Raw genomic sequence first — 16,033 nt, 5'->3', positions numbered from 1 at the left:
AGGCCCTAGTCGATCAAGGAGGTTCGGCGCGTGCGATCCGGCCGCGGGCACGCGCTCTCGCCGCCACCCGGGGCCTGTGGCACCATGCTCGGCCCATGGCATCGCTCCGAGTCTTGGAGTTCATTCGCCACGCCGATCCGGTCTGGAACCTGCCACGGCCTCTGGTGGACCATCTGCGCGGGCGTTTCCCCGAAGTCACGATCGATTCGCCTCGCGATCAGGCCGAGGCCGACCGGCTTCTGCCCGACGCGGACATCGTGCTCGGCTGGGCCGTGAAGCCCGGCAACTTCCACCTCACGCGCCGCCTCCAATGGATCCAGGTGACGGCCGCGAGCGTCGCCGGCCTTCTCTTCCCCGAGCTGGTCGAGAGCCCGGTGAGGGTGACCAATGGACGCGGTCTCTGGTCGGAAGCGATGGCGGATCACACGATCGCCGTGATCCTGATGTTCGCTCGCAAGCTGCATCTCGCGCGCGACGCCCAGCGGTCGCGGCAATGGGTGCAGACCGAGCTGGGATCGGGCGCTCCGTTCCGGTCGCTGAATGGCGCGACGCTGGGGATGGTGGGATTCGGCACGATCGGACGCGCGGTGGCCCAGCGCGCGGCCGTGCTCGGGATGCACGTGATCGCCGTGCGCCGTCATCCCGCCGCCGATCCGTCGCCGGCCCGAGAGCAATGGCCGGTCGAGCGACTGCCGGAGCTGCTCGAGCGCGCCGAGTGGCTCGTGCTCGCGCCGCCGCTGACCGCGCAGACGCGCGGCATGATCGGCGCGCGCGAGCTCGCCCGAATGCCGGAGGGCGCGGTGCTCGTCAATCTCGGGCGCGGTCCTCTGGTCGACGAGCCGGCGCTCCTCGAGGCGCTGCGTCGCGGAACCCTGGCCGGGGCGGCGCTCGATGTCTTCGATCAGGAGCCGCTTCCGGCGAACAGCCCATTCTGGGATCTCCCGCAGGTGATCGTGACCCCGCACATCTCGGGTCTCGGCCCCCGGCTGTGGGAGCGAGCGATGGATCTCTTCGCGCGCAACCTCGAGGCATTCCAGGAAGGCCGTCCGCTCGAGAACCTCGTGGACAAGAAGGCGGGCTACTGAATGGTGCGCGGCATCCTGGTCGCGGGAGGAAGCGGCCGGCGTCTCGGAGCTTCCAAGGCGCGCGTGGCGATCGCCGGGGTGACCCTGCTCCAGCGCGCGCTCGACGCGATCAGCGCCGTGGCCGGCGAGATCGTGGTCGCCGCACCCGAGCGCATGAATCTGCGCCTGCCGGATTCTCCCCGCGCGCGCCGCGTCTTCGATCGCGCCGAAGGCAAAGGCCCCTTGGCGGGGATCGTCGCCGCACTCGAAGACCGGGCCTTCGACGTGGCGGTGGTGCTGGGCATCGACTTTCCGCTCATGAGAGCGGCCACGCTCGAGGCGATCGTGGCGCGGCTCGGCGTGGCGCCGGACGTGGAGGCGGTCGTCCCGGCGCCGGGAGGCCGGCTCCAGCCGCTGGCGGCGGCGTATCGGCGCGAGTTCACGTCCAGGCTCGTCGCGGCGTTCGAGAGCGGAGAGCGCTCGATCGTGAAGGCGGTCGAGCGGCTCGCGCCGACCGTCCTGAGCGATGAAGAGATCGCCGCCCTCGAAGGCGGCGCCGAAGCGTTCTTCAATCTCAACACGCCCGAAGATCTGACCGAGGCCGCGCGGCGCATCGCCGCCAGCACGCTGCAGCCATGAGCTCTTCGCCGGCGTTTGTAGGAGGAGTATCGCTCTCGAGCGCGCTGGCGGCGCTGCGGAGCGTGCAACCCGATGCGCGCGCCTTCTATCTCTACGACCTCGGCGTGGTGATCGAGCGCGCGGCGCGCTTCCAGAAGGCGGTCGCCGGGTTGGCCCCGCGCATCGCCTATGCGCTCAAGGCGAATGCGCTGCCGTCGCTGCTCGAGCCGCTGGCGCGCATGGGGCTCGCGGCGGACGCCGCGTCGCTCGGCGAGCTGGAGATCGCGAAAGCCGCCGGATTCGACGCGGAGCATCGGGTTCTGAACGGGAACGGCAAGACGCCGGAGGAGCTGGATTGGGCGGCGCGTCACGGAGTGTGGGCGCTCAACGCCGATCATGTCGCCGAGCTCGACGTGCTCGAGCGAGTCGCCGCGGCGCGAGAACGCGTGGTGCGAGTGGCGCTGAGGGTCAATCCGGGAATCGAGACTCCTGGGCACCGCTACGTGGCCACCGGAGACGACGAAGCCAAGTTCGGCATTGCGCCGAGCGAGGCGCTCGCCGCGTGGGAGAAGGCCGGCGCGCGCTGGCCTCATCTGACGGTGGACGGACTGCATCTCCACGTCGGCTCCCAGCTGCTCGAGCCCGCACCGCTCGAGCGGGCGCTCGAGGCGGCGCTGGCGCTACGCGACGAGGCGGCGCGCCGCGGTGCGCGGCTGTCGCTCATCAACCTCGGCGGGGGGTTCGGCATCGACTACGAAGGCGCGCGTGAGTTTCCGCTCGAGCAATTCGGCGGGACCGTGACCGAGCGGTTGCGCGGCGCGAACCTGGATCTGGCCTTCGAGCCTGGAAGATGGCTGGTCGCCACGGCTGGCGTGCTGGTCGCCGAGGTGCTCTGGGTCAAGGAGCGCGACGGCAGACGCTTCATCGTGCTCGCCGCCGGGATGAACGACTTCCTGAGGCCCGCGCTGTACGGGGCGCGGCACCGGATCGTCGCGGTGGACGCGCGGCCGGGGCCGCGGACTCCCGCCGCGGTGGTCGGCCCGGTGTGCGAGAGCGCGGACGTGTTCGATCCGTCCGCGGCGCTGCCTCCGCTCGAGCCCGGCGATCTGCTCGCGATCCTCGACGTCGGAGCGTACGGCGCGAGCATGGCGTCTCATTACAACGGGCGGCCTCGCCTGCCGGAGCTCGTGGTGAGCGACGGAGGGCTGATTCTCGCGCGGCCGGGCCATCCGGTGACGGAGCCGTCGTTCTCGCCCGCTCCGCTGCCGCTTCCAGCGCGAGGCTGATCGCGGTTCGATGGTGGCCATGCCTCTCTGAAGCACCATGCTGGTTGCGAGCCACGTCTTACGGGCGGCAGGCTTGACATCACCCGGACCAGGGGCGAGACTGCGGCGTTCTGACACTCCTGCGCCCGCATTGCATCTGAAAATGTTGAAGTTGCGGGCTCGTTTGTGAAAGTTCTCTCAAGCCAGCGCCGGCTCTTTCCGGAAGGCAACCGTCCCCCGGCGTGAGGTCCTTCGCGTGCTGCAGGTGGTGTGTATCAAGCAGGTCGCCGACACGGAGACGCGTGTCAAAGTCGCGGCCGACGGCAAGGTGCTCGATCCCGCCGGAGTGACCTGGATCCTCAATCCCTACGACGAGTTCGCGCTCGAGCAGGCATTGAGGATCAAGGAGTCCGCAGGCGCCGGAGAAGTGGTCGTGATCTCGCTGGGAGGCGCCCAGGCGCAGACCACGATCCGTAACGCGCTGGCGATGGGAGCGGACCGCGCGATCCACCTCAAGACCGATCGGGTGGCGCCGGACCCGCTGATCGTGGCCAAGGCGCTGGCGAGCGAGATCCAGGCGCTCTCGCCTCAGATCGTCTGGCTCGGTAAGCAGGCGGTCGACGACGACCAGGCGCAGGTGGGGCCGATGGTGGGCGAGATCCTGTCGTGGCCGTGCGTGACGGTGGTGGCCAAGATGGAGATGAGCGGGAACAAGGCCGTCGTCGAGCGAGAGATCGAAGGCGGCCGCGAAGTGATCGAGGTCGAGCTGCCGGCCGTGCTGGCTGCGGACAAGGGCCTGAACGAACCTCGTTACGCCTCGCTCAAAGGCATCATGGCCGCGAAGAAGAAGCCGATCGAGGAAAAGCCCGCGAGCCTTGCGGAGCCGGGGCTCGAGATCCTTTCGATGGCTCTCCCCGCAGGGCGCGCCGCGGGGCGGATCGTCGGTGAAGGCCCGGGGGCGGTGCCGGAGCTGGTGCGGCTGCTGCGCGAAGAAGCGAAGGTGATCTGATGGCGGTGATGGTGTTCATCGAGCAGCGCGACGGCCAGATCCGCGCGGTGTCGCGCGAAGCGCTGGGCGAGGCGGCGCGCCTCGTCGCCGCGGGGCTGCCTGGACCGGTGGTCGGCGTCTGTGCCGCGACGTCGGATCCCGGGCTGGCGGGACTCGGAGAGGCCGGCGCGTCCGAAGTGCTGCTGGCGACCCACGAGCGCTTCGGCCGCTACGAGCCCGCCGGGTACACGCAGGCCGTCGCGGCCGCGGTGGAGCAGACCAAGCCCGTCGCGGTGCTGTTCGCGGGCTCGGCGATGGGGCGCGATCTGGCGCCCCGTGTCGCCGCGAAGCTCGACGTTGGTCTCGCCACCGATTGCACGGTGCTCGCCGTCGAGAGCGGAAAACTGGTCGCAACGCGGCCGATCTACGCTGGGAAGGCCACGCAAAAGGTGGGCTTCACGCGCGCTCCGGCGATGGTCTCGCTGCGGCCCAAGGTGTTCGCGCCGCATGCCGGCAACGGCGGCGCCGCCAAGGTCACGCCGCTCACGGTGTCCTACGATTCGGAAAAGACGCGCGCCCGGATCGTGGACGTGAAGGCGACATCTGCCGGCAAGGCGGATCTGACCGAGGCCGAGATCATCGTCTCAGGCGGACGCGGCCTGAAGGGCCCCGAGAACTTCCATCTGGTCGAAGGGCTGGCCACGGCCCTCGGCGGGACGGTCGGCGCGTCGCGCGCCGTCGTCGACGCGGGGTGGCGTCCGCACGCCGATCAGGTGGGTCAGACCGGAAAGACGGTCTCACCCAAGCTCTACGTGGCGGTGGCGATCTCCGGCGCGATCCAGCACCTGGCCGGCATGTCCTCCTCGCGTTGCATCGTGGCCATCAACAAGGACAAGGACGCTCCCATCTTCAAGGTCGCGGATTACGGCATCGTCGGTGACGCGTTCGAGATCGTGCCGGCGCTCACCGAAGCCATCCAGAAGCTCAATGCTCAGGGGTGACCGTTGAAAGAGTACCTGCCCATCCTGCTCTTTCTGCTGGTGGCGATCGCGTTCGCGGGCGGGACCATCCTGGTTTCGAGCCTGATCGTGCCGCGGCGCAGCAACCGGGTGAAGATGTCGCCCTACGAGTGCGGCGTCGACCCGGTGGGATCGGCGCGGGACCGGTTCTCCATCAAGTTCTATCTCGTTGCGGTGCTCTTCATTCTGTTCGACATCGAGGCCGTGTTTCTCTATCCGTGGGCCGTCGCCTTCCGGCAGCTGGGACTCTACGGGCTGATCGAGATGGTGTTGTTCATCGTGGTCCTGCTGGTGGGCTACCTATACGTCCTCAAGAAGAAAGCTCTGGACTGGGAATAGTGATGCCGCGCCGAGGGCGCGCGGCAGGAGCGTGAGCATGGGCGAACCCAAAAACGAGAATCCGTTCCGGGTCCTGACGCCGCAGCCGGCGTCCGAGTCGGCCGTGGCTCCGGTCACCGGCACACCGGCCGAGCTGCAGCAATCGATCCGCGAAGAAGTCGAGCGGGGCGTGTTGTTCACCACCGTGGGCGGCATGGTGAACTGGGCGGTCAATCAGGCCCGCGCCAACGCCATCTGGCCGTTGGGATTCGGCCTCGCCTGCTGCGCGATCGAGATGATGGCGATCGTCGGTCCACGCTTCGACATCTCGCGCTTCGGCGCCGAGGTGTTCCGGGCTTCGCCGCGCCAGGCCGACCTCATGATCGTCGCCGGTCGCGTCAGCGTGAAGATGGCGCCGGTGGTGCGCCAGCTCTACGACCAGATGCCCGATCCCAAGTGGGTGATCTCGATGGGAGCGTGCGCGTCGTGCGGCGGCATGTTCAACAACTACGCGATCGTGCAGGGCGTGGACAAGATCGTGCCGGTCGACATCTATGTGCCGGGTTGTCCGCCGCGTCCCGAAGGCCTCATCCACGGCATCATGAAGCTCCAGGAGAAGATCCTGGCGTCGCCGGTCGAGGTCGGCACGATGACCTTCCATCCGAAGGCGGCGCAGCCCAAGAAGAAGAGCCGAAAGGGAGCGGCTTGATGGCGGACGCGCGTCCCCAGGGTCTGTCCTCGGGGGTGGTCGAGCAGAAGCTGCGCGAGCGTTTTCCGGACGTCCCCTTCCGCCGCCACGAGGGCGAGGCGGTGCGCGACCACACGCTCTACCTGCCTGCGGAGCGCCTGGTCGAAGTGTGCACCCATCTTCGGGACGATCCCGAGCTCGCCTTCACGATGCTGGTTTCGATCAGCGGCGTGGACTACCTGCCGCAGGATCCTCGCTTCGAGGTGGTCTATCACCTGCTCTCGATTCCGAACAACAGCCGGTTCGTCCTCAAGGTGCAGGTGCGCGAGGACGACCCCAAGGTCCCGACGGTGACCGGTGTGTGGCCGACGGCCAACTGGCTCGAGCGCGAGACCTACGATTTCTACGGCATCGTGTTCACCGGACATCCGGATCTCGTCCGCATCCTGCTTCCCGAGGAGTGGGTGGGCTGGCCGCTGCGCAAGGATTCGCCGCTCGGCTACCAGGAGGTCGCCTTCACCCACAACACGCCCGACCGCGAGAAGCCGGACCCCGATCTCAAGAAGCTCGCGCCGAAGAAGGTGAAATACCGTGCGCACTGAGACCATGACCCTGAACATGGGTCCGCAGCATCCGTCGACGCACGGGGTGCTCCGAGTGGTGCTCGAGCTCGATGGGGAGACGGTGCTGAAGGCCAAGCCGATCATCGGCTATCTCCACACCGGGATGGAGAAGCAGGCGGAGTACAAGACCTACACGCAGTCCATCCCGCAGACCGACCGGATGGACTACCTGGCGCCGCTCTCCAACAACCTCGCCTTGTGTCTGGCTGCGGAAAAGCTGCTCGGGATCGAGCCTCCTCCGCGCGTGCAGGCGATCCGAGTCATGCTCACCGAGCTCACCCGGATCAGCGCCCACTGCGTCTGGCTCGGCACGCACGCGCTGGACATCGGTGCGATGACGGTCTTCTTCTACTGCTTCCGCGAGCGCGAGAAGGTGCTGTCGATCTACGACATGGTGTGCGGGGCCCGCATGACCGCATCCTACTTCCGCGTCGGCGGACTTGCGTCGGACATCCCGGTCGGTCTGCTCGACAAGTGCGAGAAGTTCGTCGACGAGATGCCGGCGCACACCGACGAGTACGAGACCCTGCTCAGCAAGAATCCCATCTGGCTGGCGCGCACGCAGGGCGTCGCGCCGCTCACGGCCGCGCAGGCCGTGGCGCTCGGGGCCACGGGGCCCACGCTGCGCGGCTCGGGCGTCTCGTGGGATCTGCGCAAGGATCAGCCCTATTCGGGTTACGACCAGTACGAGTTCGACGTGCCGGTCGGCGTCGGTGGCGGGGACGCCTACGACCGCTATCTCGTCCGCGTGAGCGAGATCCGGCAGGCCACGCGCATCGCCAAGCAGGCCATCCAGAAGATCCGGGAAATGGGAGAGCAGGGCGAGTACCGCCTGCGCGATTACAAGTACGTGCTGCCGCCGAAGGAAGAAGTGAAGACGTCGATGGAGGCTCTGATCCATCACTTCAAGATCGTGGCGCACGGATTCTTCCCGCCGGTGGGAGAGGCGTACGCGGCGATCGAGGCGCCGAAGGGAGAGCTTGGCTTCTACTTCGTGTCCGACGGGACGCCGCGGCCGTGGCGCATGAAGGTGCGCTCGCCCTCCTTCGTCAATCTGCAGAGCCTTCCGACGATGGTCGAGGGACGCCTGGTGGCCGACGTGATCACCGCGATCGGGAGTCTCGACATCGTGCTGGGAGAGATCGACCGTTGAGCCACGCGCCGGTCATGCCGGTCGAGTCGCCGCCGCGGATCGAGTGGCCGGACTCGTGCAAAGCCGCGGTGCAGGAGGCGCTCGGCCGCTATCCCAACGCGCGTTCCGCGGTGCTTCCCGTGCTCTGGGTGGCGCAGCGCCACTGGGGCTGGGTCTCGCCCTCCGCGTTGAGACTCGTGGCGGCCACCGTCGGCCTGCCCGAGCCCGAGGTGTTCGGCATCGCCACGTTCTACACGATGTTCAACCTGAAGCCGGTGGGCCGGCACCACCTTCAGGTCTGCCTCACGCTCTCGTGCTCGCTGATGGGCGCCGACCGGCTCTTCCGTCACCTCGAGCGCAAGCTCGGGATCGGTCACGGTGAGACCACCGAGGACGGCCGCTTCACGCTGCGGCGCGTCGAGTGCCTGGCCGCGTGCGGCGGGGCGCCGTGCATGCAGGTGAACTTCGACTATCACGAGAACCTCGACGAGGCCAAGGTGGACGCCTTGCTGGAGAAGCTCAAGTGAGCGCGCCGCGCGGTCCTCTGCTCTTCTCGGACATCGAGACGGAGGGGCTCCGCTCGATCGACACCTACCGCAAGGGCGGCGGCTACGAGATGGTGCAGTCCTGGATCGGCGGCCGGAAGTCGCCCGAGGAATGCACCGAGGTGGTGAAGGCGTCGGGACTGCGCGGGCGCGGCGGCGCCGGATTCCCGACCGGACTCAAGTGGAGCTTCGTGCCCAAGGACAGCCCGAAGCCGCGCTACCTGGTTTGCAACGCCGACGAGAGCGAGCCCGGAACCTTCAAGGATCGCGAGCTGATGGAGAAGAACCCTCATCTCCTCATCGAGGGCATGATCCTCTCCGCCTACGCGATCAAGGCGAAGACGGGCTACATCTACCTGCGCGGCGAGTTCGAGACCATCCAGCGCATCCTCGACAAGGCGATCGGCGAAGCTCGCGCCGGCGGGATGATCGGTGACAAGGTCGCCGGCAGCGACTTCGGTTTCCAGCTCCATACCCATCTCGGCGCCGGAGCCTACATCTGTGGCGAGGAGACGGCGCTGCTCAGCTCGCTCGAGGGGTTCCGTGGCCAGCCGCGGCTCAAGCCGCCGTTCCCCGCGGTCGAGGGTCTCTACGCCTGTCCGACGATCGTGAACAACGTCGAGACGCTGATGAACGTGCCGCCCATCCTGAGACACGGCGCGCAGTGGTTCCGCCAGTGGGGCACGGAGAAGAGCCCGGGCACGAAGATCTTCTCGGTGTCGGGGCCGGTGAAGCGGCCCGGGAACTACGAAGTGCCGCTCGGCATGCCGCTGTCCCAGCTCCTCGACGAATATTGCGGCGGCATGAAGGAAGGCGTGCGGGTGAAGGCGGTGATCCCGGGGGGCTCGTCGGTGCCGCTGCTTCCCGCCTCGATGCTGAGCACGGGGCTCGACTTCGAAGCGATGGCGGCGGCGGGCACGCTGCTGGGCTCGGGCGGCGTGATCGTGATCGACGATCGCACCTGCATCGTGGATGCGCTGTACAACATCACACGCTTCTACGAGCACGAGTCGTGCGGCAAGTGCACGCCCTGCCGCGAAGGCACCTACTGGATGAGCGAGATCTTCGAGCGGCTCGAGACCGGCCATGGACGGGAGAAGGACATCGACCTCCTGTGGGACGTGTCGGACAACATCATGGGCAAGAGCTTCTGCGCGCTCGGCGACGCGGCCGCCATGCCGGTGCTCGGCGCGATCAAGCACTTCCGCGAGGAGTTCGAGCATCACGTGACCCACAAGCGGTGTCTCGTCAACCGGCGCCGTGAAGAGATCGAGACCTTCCAGGCGGTGAGCGCGTGAGCAAGACCTGCAAGGTCACGATCAACGGCAGGACGGTCGAGGTGCCGGCGGGGACGCTCGTCACCGACGCCGCCCGCGCGGCCGAGATCCACGTCCCGATCTTCTGTTCGCACGCCAAGCTGCCGCCACTCGGCGCCTGCCGGATCTGCGTGGTCGAGATCGGCACGCCGCGCCTCGGCGCCGACAAGCAGCCGGTGTTCGGGCCCGACGGCCAGCCCGAGATCGCCTGGATGCCGAAGGTGCAGACCGGCTGCACCACCTACGTCAGCGACGGCATGCACGTGCGCACCGAGTCCCCGGTGGCGGTCAAGGCGCGCAAGGGCGTGATGGAATTCCTGCTCGTCAACCATCCGCTGGACTGTCCGGTGTGCGACGAAGGCGGCGAGTGCCAGCTCCAGGATCTCGCCTTCGCCTTCGGCCAGGACTTCTCGCGCATGGACGAAGCGAAGCGAACCTTCGAGTCCGAGGACCTCGGTCCGGTGGTGAAGAAGGAAGCCAACCGCTGCATCGTCTGCATGCGGTGCGTGCGCTACTGCGACGAGATCATGGGTGATGATGCGCTCACCGCGCACCAGCGCGGCGTGTGGACGGAGATCTCCTCGTTCAACCGCCAGCCGCTCGAGTGCGAGCAGTGCGGGAACTGCATCGAGGTCTGCCCGGTGGGCGCGCTGACGGCGCTGCCTTACCGGTTCAAGGCGCGGCCCTGGGACCTGCGGCAGCACATCACGATCTGTCCCTACTGCAGCAACGGCTGCTCGGTGCGTCTCGGCGTGCGCGGCGACGCCGTGCTGCGCGCCCGGGGCACCGAGTTCCGCGGCGTGAACCAGGAGTACCTGTGCGTGCGCGGCCGCTTCGGATACGAGTTCGTGAACCGGAATGAGCGGCTCAGCACCCCGCTCGTCCGCGTGAGCGGGGCGCTTTCACCGGCGCGGTTCGACGAAGCCGTCACGCTCGCCGCCACGCGCCTGCGCGAGATCGCCGCCGTGCACGGACCCGAGGCCGTGGCGTTCCTCGGCGGAGAGAAGCTTCTGGTGGAGGAGCAGTACCTGTTCCAGAAGCTGGCGCGCGGCGTGGTGGGCACGCCGCATGTGGACGCGCGCACGCGCTTCACGTCCCGAGTCGATGGCGCCGCGATCCTCCAGGCCACCGGCGGCGGACGTCCGCTCATCACGCTCGGTGAGCTGACGAGGACCCAGGAAGTGCTGGTCCTCGGAGAGGACCTTCAGGGCGAGTCGCCGTTCATCCAGGCTCAGCTCGTGCGTGGCCAGCACCATCGCGGATTGCACCTGACGATTGCGCACCCGCGGCGGGTGAAGCTGGCGTGGGAGAAGTTCGGCGGTGACTGGCTGGCGTACCGGCCCGGCAGCGAACACGCGCTGCTCGCCGGGCTCACGCGCGCGGCGCTGGCGCTCGGCGATCCGCCGAACCCGAGCGAGGAGATGCGGGGCGGGCTCGATGGCCTGCGCCGCTCGCTCGAGGCGTGGACCCCCGAGCAGGTGCAGAAGCGCACGGGCATCCCATTCGCCGCCATCGAAGCCGCCGCGCGGAGATTACGCGAGGCCGAGCGCAAGGCCATCGTCTTCGGACGCGGCCTCACGGAGCATCCGGCCGCGGCGCAGCTGCTGCAGGCGGTCGAAGCTCTGGGCTGGGCCACCGGCGCTCTCGAAGCCTCGCGATCGAGCGTCATGTATGCGGGGCCCAACAACGACTCGCAGGGCGCGCTCGACATGGGCCTCACACCCGACCGGCTGCCGGGCTACGCGCCGGCTTCCGATGCGGCCGCCCGGCAGGTCTTCGAGCCCTCATGGGGCGCGACGCTTCCCTCGTCGCGCGGGCTCTCGGCGCCGGAGATCCTGAAGGCCGCCGCCGAGGGGCGCATCAAGGCGCTGTGGGTGGTGAGCGACCACTGGCTGCGCAGCGCGCCTGATCGGTCCCTGGTCGAAGCCGCGCTCGGCAAGCTCGAGCTCCTGATCGTGAGCGATCTCTTCCTCACCGGGACCGCCGAACGAGCGCACGTCGTCTTCCCCGCGGTGTCCTTCGCGGAGAAGGAAGGGGTGGTCGTCAACTGCGAGCGGCGGCTGCAACGGAGCGTCCGCGCGCTCAATCCGCGCCGCGGCGCCCGCACCGACTGGGAGATCTTCCAGGCCGTGGCGCATGCGATGGGCGCCAAATGGTCCTACCGGACGGCGGAGGACGTGTTCCGCGAGATCGCGCGCCTGGTTCCGGCCTATCGCGCCATGAGCTGGGGCGCCCTGCTCGGCGGCGGCCTCACGTGGGCGAGCGAGCGTCCGCTGGTCGAGGAAGCGCCGGCGCCGTTCGCGTCTCCGATGCCTCCCGAGACGAATGGCGACGCGCTCTGGCTGCTCTCGGGCGGCGTGCTGTTCCTGCAGGGGAGCCTCTCGCACCACGGCGAGCTGCTGCCGAAGCTGGCGAAGGAGGCGCGCGCGCGACTCCATCCGGACGACGCGCAGAGACTCTCGATCGAAGACGGGGAGACCCTCGAGCTCGAGGGGCAGGCCGGCACCATCCGGGTGGCCGCGCGCATCGACGCCGACGTGCCGCGCGGAAGCGTCTTCATTCCTTACGCCTACGCCGAAGTCGAGCTCAACCGTCTGGGCACGCCGGCGGGCGAAGGACTCCGGGTCAAGGCCCGCAAGGCCGCGATGGTGAGCGCGTGAGCGATCTGGCCGCACTCTGGAGTCATCCCGACTTCCAGTTCGTCTTCTGGGCGCTGGTCAAGATCCTGGTCATCCTCCACGCCATGCTCGGCGTGGTCTCGTACCTCATCTACGCCGAGCGAAAGGTCGCAGGCCACATGCAGGCGCGCACCGGCCCCAATCGCGTGGGTCCGCTCGGGCTGTTCCAGCCCGTCGCCGACGTGCTGAAGCTCTTCTTCAAGGAAGAGTTCATTCCCGACGGCGCCAACAAGGTCATCTTCCATATCGCGCCCATGCTGGCGGTGATCCCGGCGCTGGTCACCTTCTCGGTGGTCCCGTTCGGCCCGACCGACGCGTTCCGGGTCACCGACATCAACGTCGGACTGTTGCTGTTCCTCGCTCTGTCCAGCCTCGGCGTCTACTCGATCACGCTCGGCGGGTGGTCCTCGAACAACAAGTACGCGCTGCTCGGAGGGCTGCGCTCGTCGGCTCAGATGATCTCCTACGAGCTGGCGATGGGCCTCTCGACGATCGGCGTGCTGCTGCTCTCCGGATCGCTCTCGCTGGTCGACATCGTGAAGTCGCAGGAGTCGATGTGGTTCGTGGTCTATCAGCCGGTGGCCTTCGCGATCTTCATGATCACCGCGCTGGCCGAGACCAACCGCGCGCCTTTCGATCTTCCCGAAGCCGAGGCCGAGCTGGTCGCCGGGTTCCACACCGAGTACTCGAGCATGAAATTCGGCCTGTTCTTCCTCGGCGAGTTCGCCAACGTGCTCTCCATCTGCTGTATCGCCACGACCTTGTTCCTTGGCGGCTGGAACGGGCCGTGGCTGCCCGACTCGCTCAAGTTCCTGTGGTTCTTCGCCAAGCTCGGGGTGCTGGTGTTCTTCTTCATCTGGGTGCGGTGGACCTATCCGAGGCTGCGCTACGACCAGCTCATGAACCTGGGATGGAAGGTCCTGCTGCCGGTGTCCATCCTCAACATCCTGGTCACCGCGCTGGTGATCTTCTGGCGGCAGAACGCATGACTCTGCTCTTCCTGGCCTTCGCGGCCCTGCTGGTCGGCTGCAGCCTGATGGTGATCCTGCACAAGAGCCCGGTCACCAGCGCGCTGTTCCTCGTGCTCGCGTTCTGCTCGCTGGCCGGCATCTACCTGCTCCTCCAGGCCGAGTTCCTCGCCATGGTGCAGGTCATCGTGTACGCCGGAGCGATCATGGTGCTGTTCCTGTTCGTGATCATGTACCTCAATCTCAAGCGCGACGTGGAGGACGGAATGCCGCACGTCCTGCGCCGCTTCGTGGGCTGGGGGATCGGGGCGCTGCTCCTCCTGGAAGGCGCGATCTACTTCGGCAAGCGCTGGGCGATGGGCGCCACGGTGCCCGAGCCCACCGAGGCGGTGGGCAACACGGCGGCGATTGGCCAGCTCCTGTACTCGCGCTATCTCTTCCCGTTCGAGATCACGTCGATCCTGCTGATCGTGGCCATTCTCGGAGCGGTGCTGATCGGCCGCGGCCGCGCGGCGCCTGTCACGCGCCAGGAAGGAACGACGCCATGAGCCTGCCGGCCACCGTCCCGGTGTCCTGGTTTCTGATCCTCAGCGCCGTGCTGTTCACGATCGGCGTGGTGGGCGTGCTGGTGCGGCGCAACGCGCTGGTCATCTTCATGTCCATCGAGCTCATGCTCAACGCCGCGAACCTGGCGTTCGTGGCCTTCGCCCGCGATCTCCAGTCGCTGGACGGCCAGGTGTTCGTGTTCTTCGTCATGACCGTCGCCGCCGCGGAAGTGGCGATCGGACTGGCCATCATCGTCAACGTGTTCCGGCTCAAGGAGACGGTGTACGTCGATGAGATCAATCTGCTCAAGGGATAGATGAGCGCTTTCCCCGTCCTGTGGATCATCCCGGCGCTGCCGCTCGCGGCCGTGCTCCTGAACCTCCTGATCGGCGACAAGCTCGGCAAGCGCGGCACCGCGTGGCTCGGTTGCGGCGCGGTGTGGCTCGCGTTCCTGGCCGCGGTTCGAGCCGTCATGCTGCTGGCAGGGCGGCCCGAGGACGATCGCGCGATCAGCGAGCTGGCCTACCGCTGGATGCAGGTCGGGGACTTCTCGGCCGACGTGGGGTTCCTGCTCGACCCGCTCTCCGCGGTCATGGTGCTGGTCGTGACCGGAGTGGGATTCCTGATCCATGTCTACTCGGTGGGTTACATGGCGCACGACGCCTCGTTCCGCCGCTTCTTCCTGTACCTCAATCTCTTCATGTTCTCGATGCTCACGCTCGTGCTCGCCGACAACTTCCTGCTCATGTTCGTCGGCTGGGAAGGCGTCGGGCTCTGCTCGTACCTGCTCATCGGGTTCTGGTACACGAAGCCCTCGGCGGCCGAAGCAGGCAAGAAGGCGTTCATCGTCAACCGCATCGGCGACTTCGGATTCCTTCTCGGCATGCTCACGCTGTTCGCATGGGGAGGCAGCATCCAGTTCGACCGCCTGTTCGCGATCGCGCCGCACGTCTTCGCCGCCGGAGGCGCGATCATCACCACCGCCACCTTGCTGCTGTTCCTCGGCGCCACCGGGAAGAGCGCCCAGATTCCGCTCTACACCTGGCTCCCCGACGCCATGGAAGGGCCCACGCCGGTGTCGGCGCTGATTCATGCCGCGACCATGGTAACCGCCGGCGTCTACATGGTGGCCCGCTGTCACTCGCTGTTCCAGATGGCGCCGATCTCCATGGAGGTGGTGGCCGTGATCGGCGCGGCCACGGCGCTGCTCGCCGCGACCATCGGCCTCGCCCAGACCGACATCAAGCGCGTGCTCGCTTACTCGACCGTGAGCCAGCTCGGGTACATGTTCTTCGCCTGCGGTGTCGGGGGCTTCAGCTCGGGGATCTTCCACCTCATGACGCACGCCTTCTTCAAGGCGCTGCTGTTCCTCGGCGCGGGCTCGGTGATCCATGCGCTCTCGGACGAGCAGGACCTGCGCCGCATGGGAGGCCTGGCCCCGAGGCTGCCCTGGACGCACGGCACCATGCTGGTGGCCACGATCGCGATCGCCGGGATTCCGCCGTTCGCGGGCTTCTTCAGCAAGGACGAGATCCTCCATCACGCGTTCGCGAGCGGCCACTACGGGGTGTGGGCGGTGGGGCTCCTGGGCGCCTTCCTCACCGCGTTCTACATGTTCCGGCTGTACGTGCTCGCCTTCCGCGGGCCGTCACGGCTCACGCACGACGCGGAGCACCATCTCCACGAATCGCCGCCCAGCATGACGATTCCGCTGGTCGTGCTCGCGGTGCTGTCCGTCATCGGTGGCTGGGTCGGACTGCCCTTCCAGAAGGGCGGCCATCTGCTCGAGCGCTGGCTGGCCCCGGTCTTCGCACCCGACCCGGTGGCCCACGCTCTGGGCGACGCGGCGCACGGCGCTGCCGAGCACGCGGTGAGCCCGACGGTGGAGATCGCCCTGATGGGGTTGTCCGTCGCGGTCGCCGGCGCCGGCATCGCACTCGCGTTCCGCGCGTATCTGGAGGATCCTGGCCTGGCCACCCGGCTGCAGCAGCGGTTGTCAGCGCTCCACCGCCTGCTCCTCAACAAGTACTGGGTCGACGAGCTGTACGACCGCGTCGTGGTCGCTCCGGTCCACCGTGCCAGCGAACAACTCTGGCGGTTCTGGGACGTGAAGGTGGTCGACGGCGCCGTGAACGGGGTCGCGTACGTCTTCGAGGGAGCTTCGGCGGTCCTGCGGCTCGCCCAGACGGGATTCGTCGGCACCTACGCGCTGTTCATCGCGATCGGCGCCGCCGCGCTCGTGCTCCACTTCCTGAGGCGCTGATC

General features: G+C 67.8%; 16 protein-coding genes. All 16 read left to right on the top strand.

What is annotated here, in order from left to right; genetic code table 11:
* Window positions 1-95 precede the first annotated feature (95 nt).
* The 16 genes from VFQ05_02185 (at window position 96) to nuoL (ending at window position 16,031) form a co-directional block, all read left to right on the top strand.
* Window positions 96-1,085 carry a D-2-hydroxyacid dehydrogenase gene (locus tag VFQ05_02185; protein ID HET9325561.1) on the top strand — a complete coding sequence of 330 codons (990 nt, stop codon included), beginning with the start codon at window positions 96-98 and terminating at the stop codon, window positions 1,083-1,085.
* On the top strand, window positions 1,086-1,703 hold the full coding sequence (locus tag VFQ05_02180) for a molybdenum cofactor guanylyltransferase (protein ID HET9325560.1): 618 nt from the start codon (window positions 1,086-1,088) through the stop codon (window positions 1,701-1,703).
* On the top strand, window positions 1,700-2,968 hold the full coding sequence (gene lysA / locus VFQ05_02175; protein HET9325559.1) for a diaminopimelate decarboxylase: 1,269 nt from the start codon (window positions 1,700-1,702) through the stop codon (window positions 2,966-2,968). Before VFQ05_02180 ends, lysA begins: the two co-directional genes overlap by 4 nt.
* A gap of 235 nt (window positions 2,969-3,203) precedes the next feature.
* Window positions 3,204-3,956, top strand: a complete 753-nt coding sequence (locus VFQ05_02170; GenBank protein HET9325558.1) for an electron transfer flavoprotein subunit beta/FixA family protein — start codon at window positions 3,204-3,206, stop codon at window positions 3,954-3,956.
* On the top strand, window positions 3,956-4,936 hold the full coding sequence (locus tag VFQ05_02165) for an electron transfer flavoprotein subunit alpha/FixB family protein (protein ID HET9325557.1): 981 nt from the start codon (window positions 3,956-3,958) through the stop codon (window positions 4,934-4,936). The genes VFQ05_02170 and VFQ05_02165 overlap by 1 nt, the downstream gene beginning before the upstream one ends.
* 3 nt (window positions 4,937-4,939) lie before the next feature.
* Complete coding sequence (ndhC, locus tag VFQ05_02160) at window positions 4,940-5,293, top strand: NADH-quinone oxidoreductase subunit A (GenBank protein HET9325556.1); 354 nt, start codon at window positions 4,940-4,942, stop codon at window positions 5,291-5,293.
* Between the two features lie 37 nt (window positions 5,294-5,330).
* Complete coding sequence (locus tag VFQ05_02155; GenBank protein HET9325555.1) at window positions 5,331-5,981, top strand: NADH-quinone oxidoreductase subunit B family protein; 651 nt, start codon at window positions 5,331-5,333, stop codon at window positions 5,979-5,981.
* Window positions 5,981-6,562: an NADH-quinone oxidoreductase subunit C gene (locus tag VFQ05_02150; protein ID HET9325554.1), complete on the top strand. Its 582-nt coding sequence runs from the start codon at window positions 5,981-5,983 to the stop codon at window positions 6,560-6,562. The genes VFQ05_02155 and VFQ05_02150 overlap by 1 nt, the downstream gene beginning before the upstream one ends.
* A 4-nt stretch (window positions 6,563-6,566) precedes the next feature.
* Window positions 6,567-7,736, top strand: coding sequence for an NADH dehydrogenase (quinone) subunit D (gene nuoD / locus VFQ05_02145; GenBank protein ID HET9325553.1), 1,170 nt, complete (start codon window positions 6,567-6,569; stop codon window positions 7,734-7,736).
* Window positions 7,733-8,242, top strand: coding sequence for an NADH-quinone oxidoreductase subunit NuoE (gene nuoE, locus VFQ05_02140; protein ID HET9325552.1), 510 nt, complete (start codon window positions 7,733-7,735; stop codon window positions 8,240-8,242). Before nuoD ends, nuoE begins: the two co-directional genes overlap by 4 nt.
* Window positions 8,239-9,558 (top strand): NADH-quinone oxidoreductase subunit NuoF, encoded by a 1,320-nt coding sequence (gene nuoF / locus VFQ05_02135; protein ID HET9325551.1) that lies wholly within the window; start codon window positions 8,239-8,241, stop codon window positions 9,556-9,558. The genes nuoE and nuoF overlap by 4 nt, the downstream gene beginning before the upstream one ends.
* The gene (gene nuoG / locus VFQ05_02130) at window positions 9,555-12,236 is read left to right on the top strand and encodes an NADH-quinone oxidoreductase subunit NuoG (protein ID HET9325550.1); all 2,682 of its coding nucleotides are present in this window, start codon (window positions 9,555-9,557) and stop codon (window positions 12,234-12,236) included. The genes nuoF and nuoG overlap by 4 nt, the downstream gene beginning before the upstream one ends.
* A gap of 5 nt (window positions 12,237-12,241) precedes the next feature.
* Window positions 12,242-13,243, top strand: a complete 1,002-nt coding sequence (nuoH, locus tag VFQ05_02125; GenBank protein HET9325549.1) for an NADH-quinone oxidoreductase subunit NuoH — start codon at window positions 12,242-12,244, stop codon at window positions 13,241-13,243.
* Entirely contained in the window at window positions 13,240-13,770 is a 531-nt protein-coding gene (locus VFQ05_02120; protein HET9325548.1) for an NADH-quinone oxidoreductase subunit J, read from the top strand. The genes nuoH and VFQ05_02120 overlap by 4 nt, the downstream gene beginning before the upstream one ends.
* Window positions 13,767-14,084, top strand: a complete 318-nt coding sequence (nuoK, locus tag VFQ05_02115) for an NADH-quinone oxidoreductase subunit NuoK (GenBank protein ID HET9325547.1) — start codon at window positions 13,767-13,769, stop codon at window positions 14,082-14,084. The genes VFQ05_02120 and nuoK overlap by 4 nt, the downstream gene beginning before the upstream one ends.
* The gene (gene nuoL / locus VFQ05_02110; GenBank protein HET9325546.1) at window positions 14,085-16,031 is read left to right on the top strand and encodes an NADH-quinone oxidoreductase subunit L; all 1,947 of its coding nucleotides are present in this window, start codon (window positions 14,085-14,087) and stop codon (window positions 16,029-16,031) included.
* The last annotated feature ends 2 nt before the right edge of the window (window positions 16,032-16,033 follow it).

This window comes from Candidatus Eisenbacteria bacterium (genome assembly GCA_035712145.1).
GTDB lineage: Bacteria > Eisenbacteria > RBG-16-71-46 > RBG-16-71-46 > RBG-16-71-46 > DASTBI01.
This window is presented reverse-complemented; position numbering and strand designations above follow the sequence as displayed.

Excerpts from the sequence above, each read along its gene's own strand:
- VFQ05_02185 (HET9325561.1), top strand. The coding sequence starts at position 96 with ATGGCATCGCTCCGAGTCTTGGAGTTCATTCGCCACGCCGATCCGGTC.
- VFQ05_02180 (HET9325560.1), top strand. The coding sequence starts at position 1,086 with ATGGTGCGCGGCATCCTGGTCGCGGGAGGAAGCGGCCGGCGTCTCGGA.
- lysA (HET9325559.1), top strand. The coding sequence starts at position 1,700 with ATGAGCTCTTCGCCGGCGTTTGTAGGAGGAGTATCGCTCTCGAGCGCG.
- VFQ05_02165 (HET9325557.1), top strand. The coding sequence starts at position 3,956 with ATGGCGGTGATGGTGTTCATCGAGCAGCGCGACGGCCAGATCCGCGCG.
- VFQ05_02155 (HET9325555.1), top strand. The coding sequence starts at position 5,331 with ATGGGCGAACCCAAAAACGAGAATCCGTTCCGGGTCCTGACGCCGCAG.
- VFQ05_02150 (HET9325554.1), top strand. The coding sequence starts at position 5,981 with ATGGCGGACGCGCGTCCCCAGGGTCTGTCCTCGGGGGTGGTCGAGCAG.
- nuoD (HET9325553.1), top strand. The coding sequence starts at position 6,567 with ATGACCCTGAACATGGGTCCGCAGCATCCGTCGACGCACGGGGTGCTC.
- VFQ05_02120 (HET9325548.1), top strand. The coding sequence starts at position 13,240 with ATGACTCTGCTCTTCCTGGCCTTCGCGGCCCTGCTGGTCGGCTGCAGC.
- nuoK (HET9325547.1), top strand. The coding sequence starts at position 13,767 with ATGAGCCTGCCGGCCACCGTCCCGGTGTCCTGGTTTCTGATCCTCAGC.
- nuoL (HET9325546.1), top strand. The coding sequence starts at position 14,085 with ATGAGCGCTTTCCCCGTCCTGTGGATCATCCCGGCGCTGCCGCTCGCG.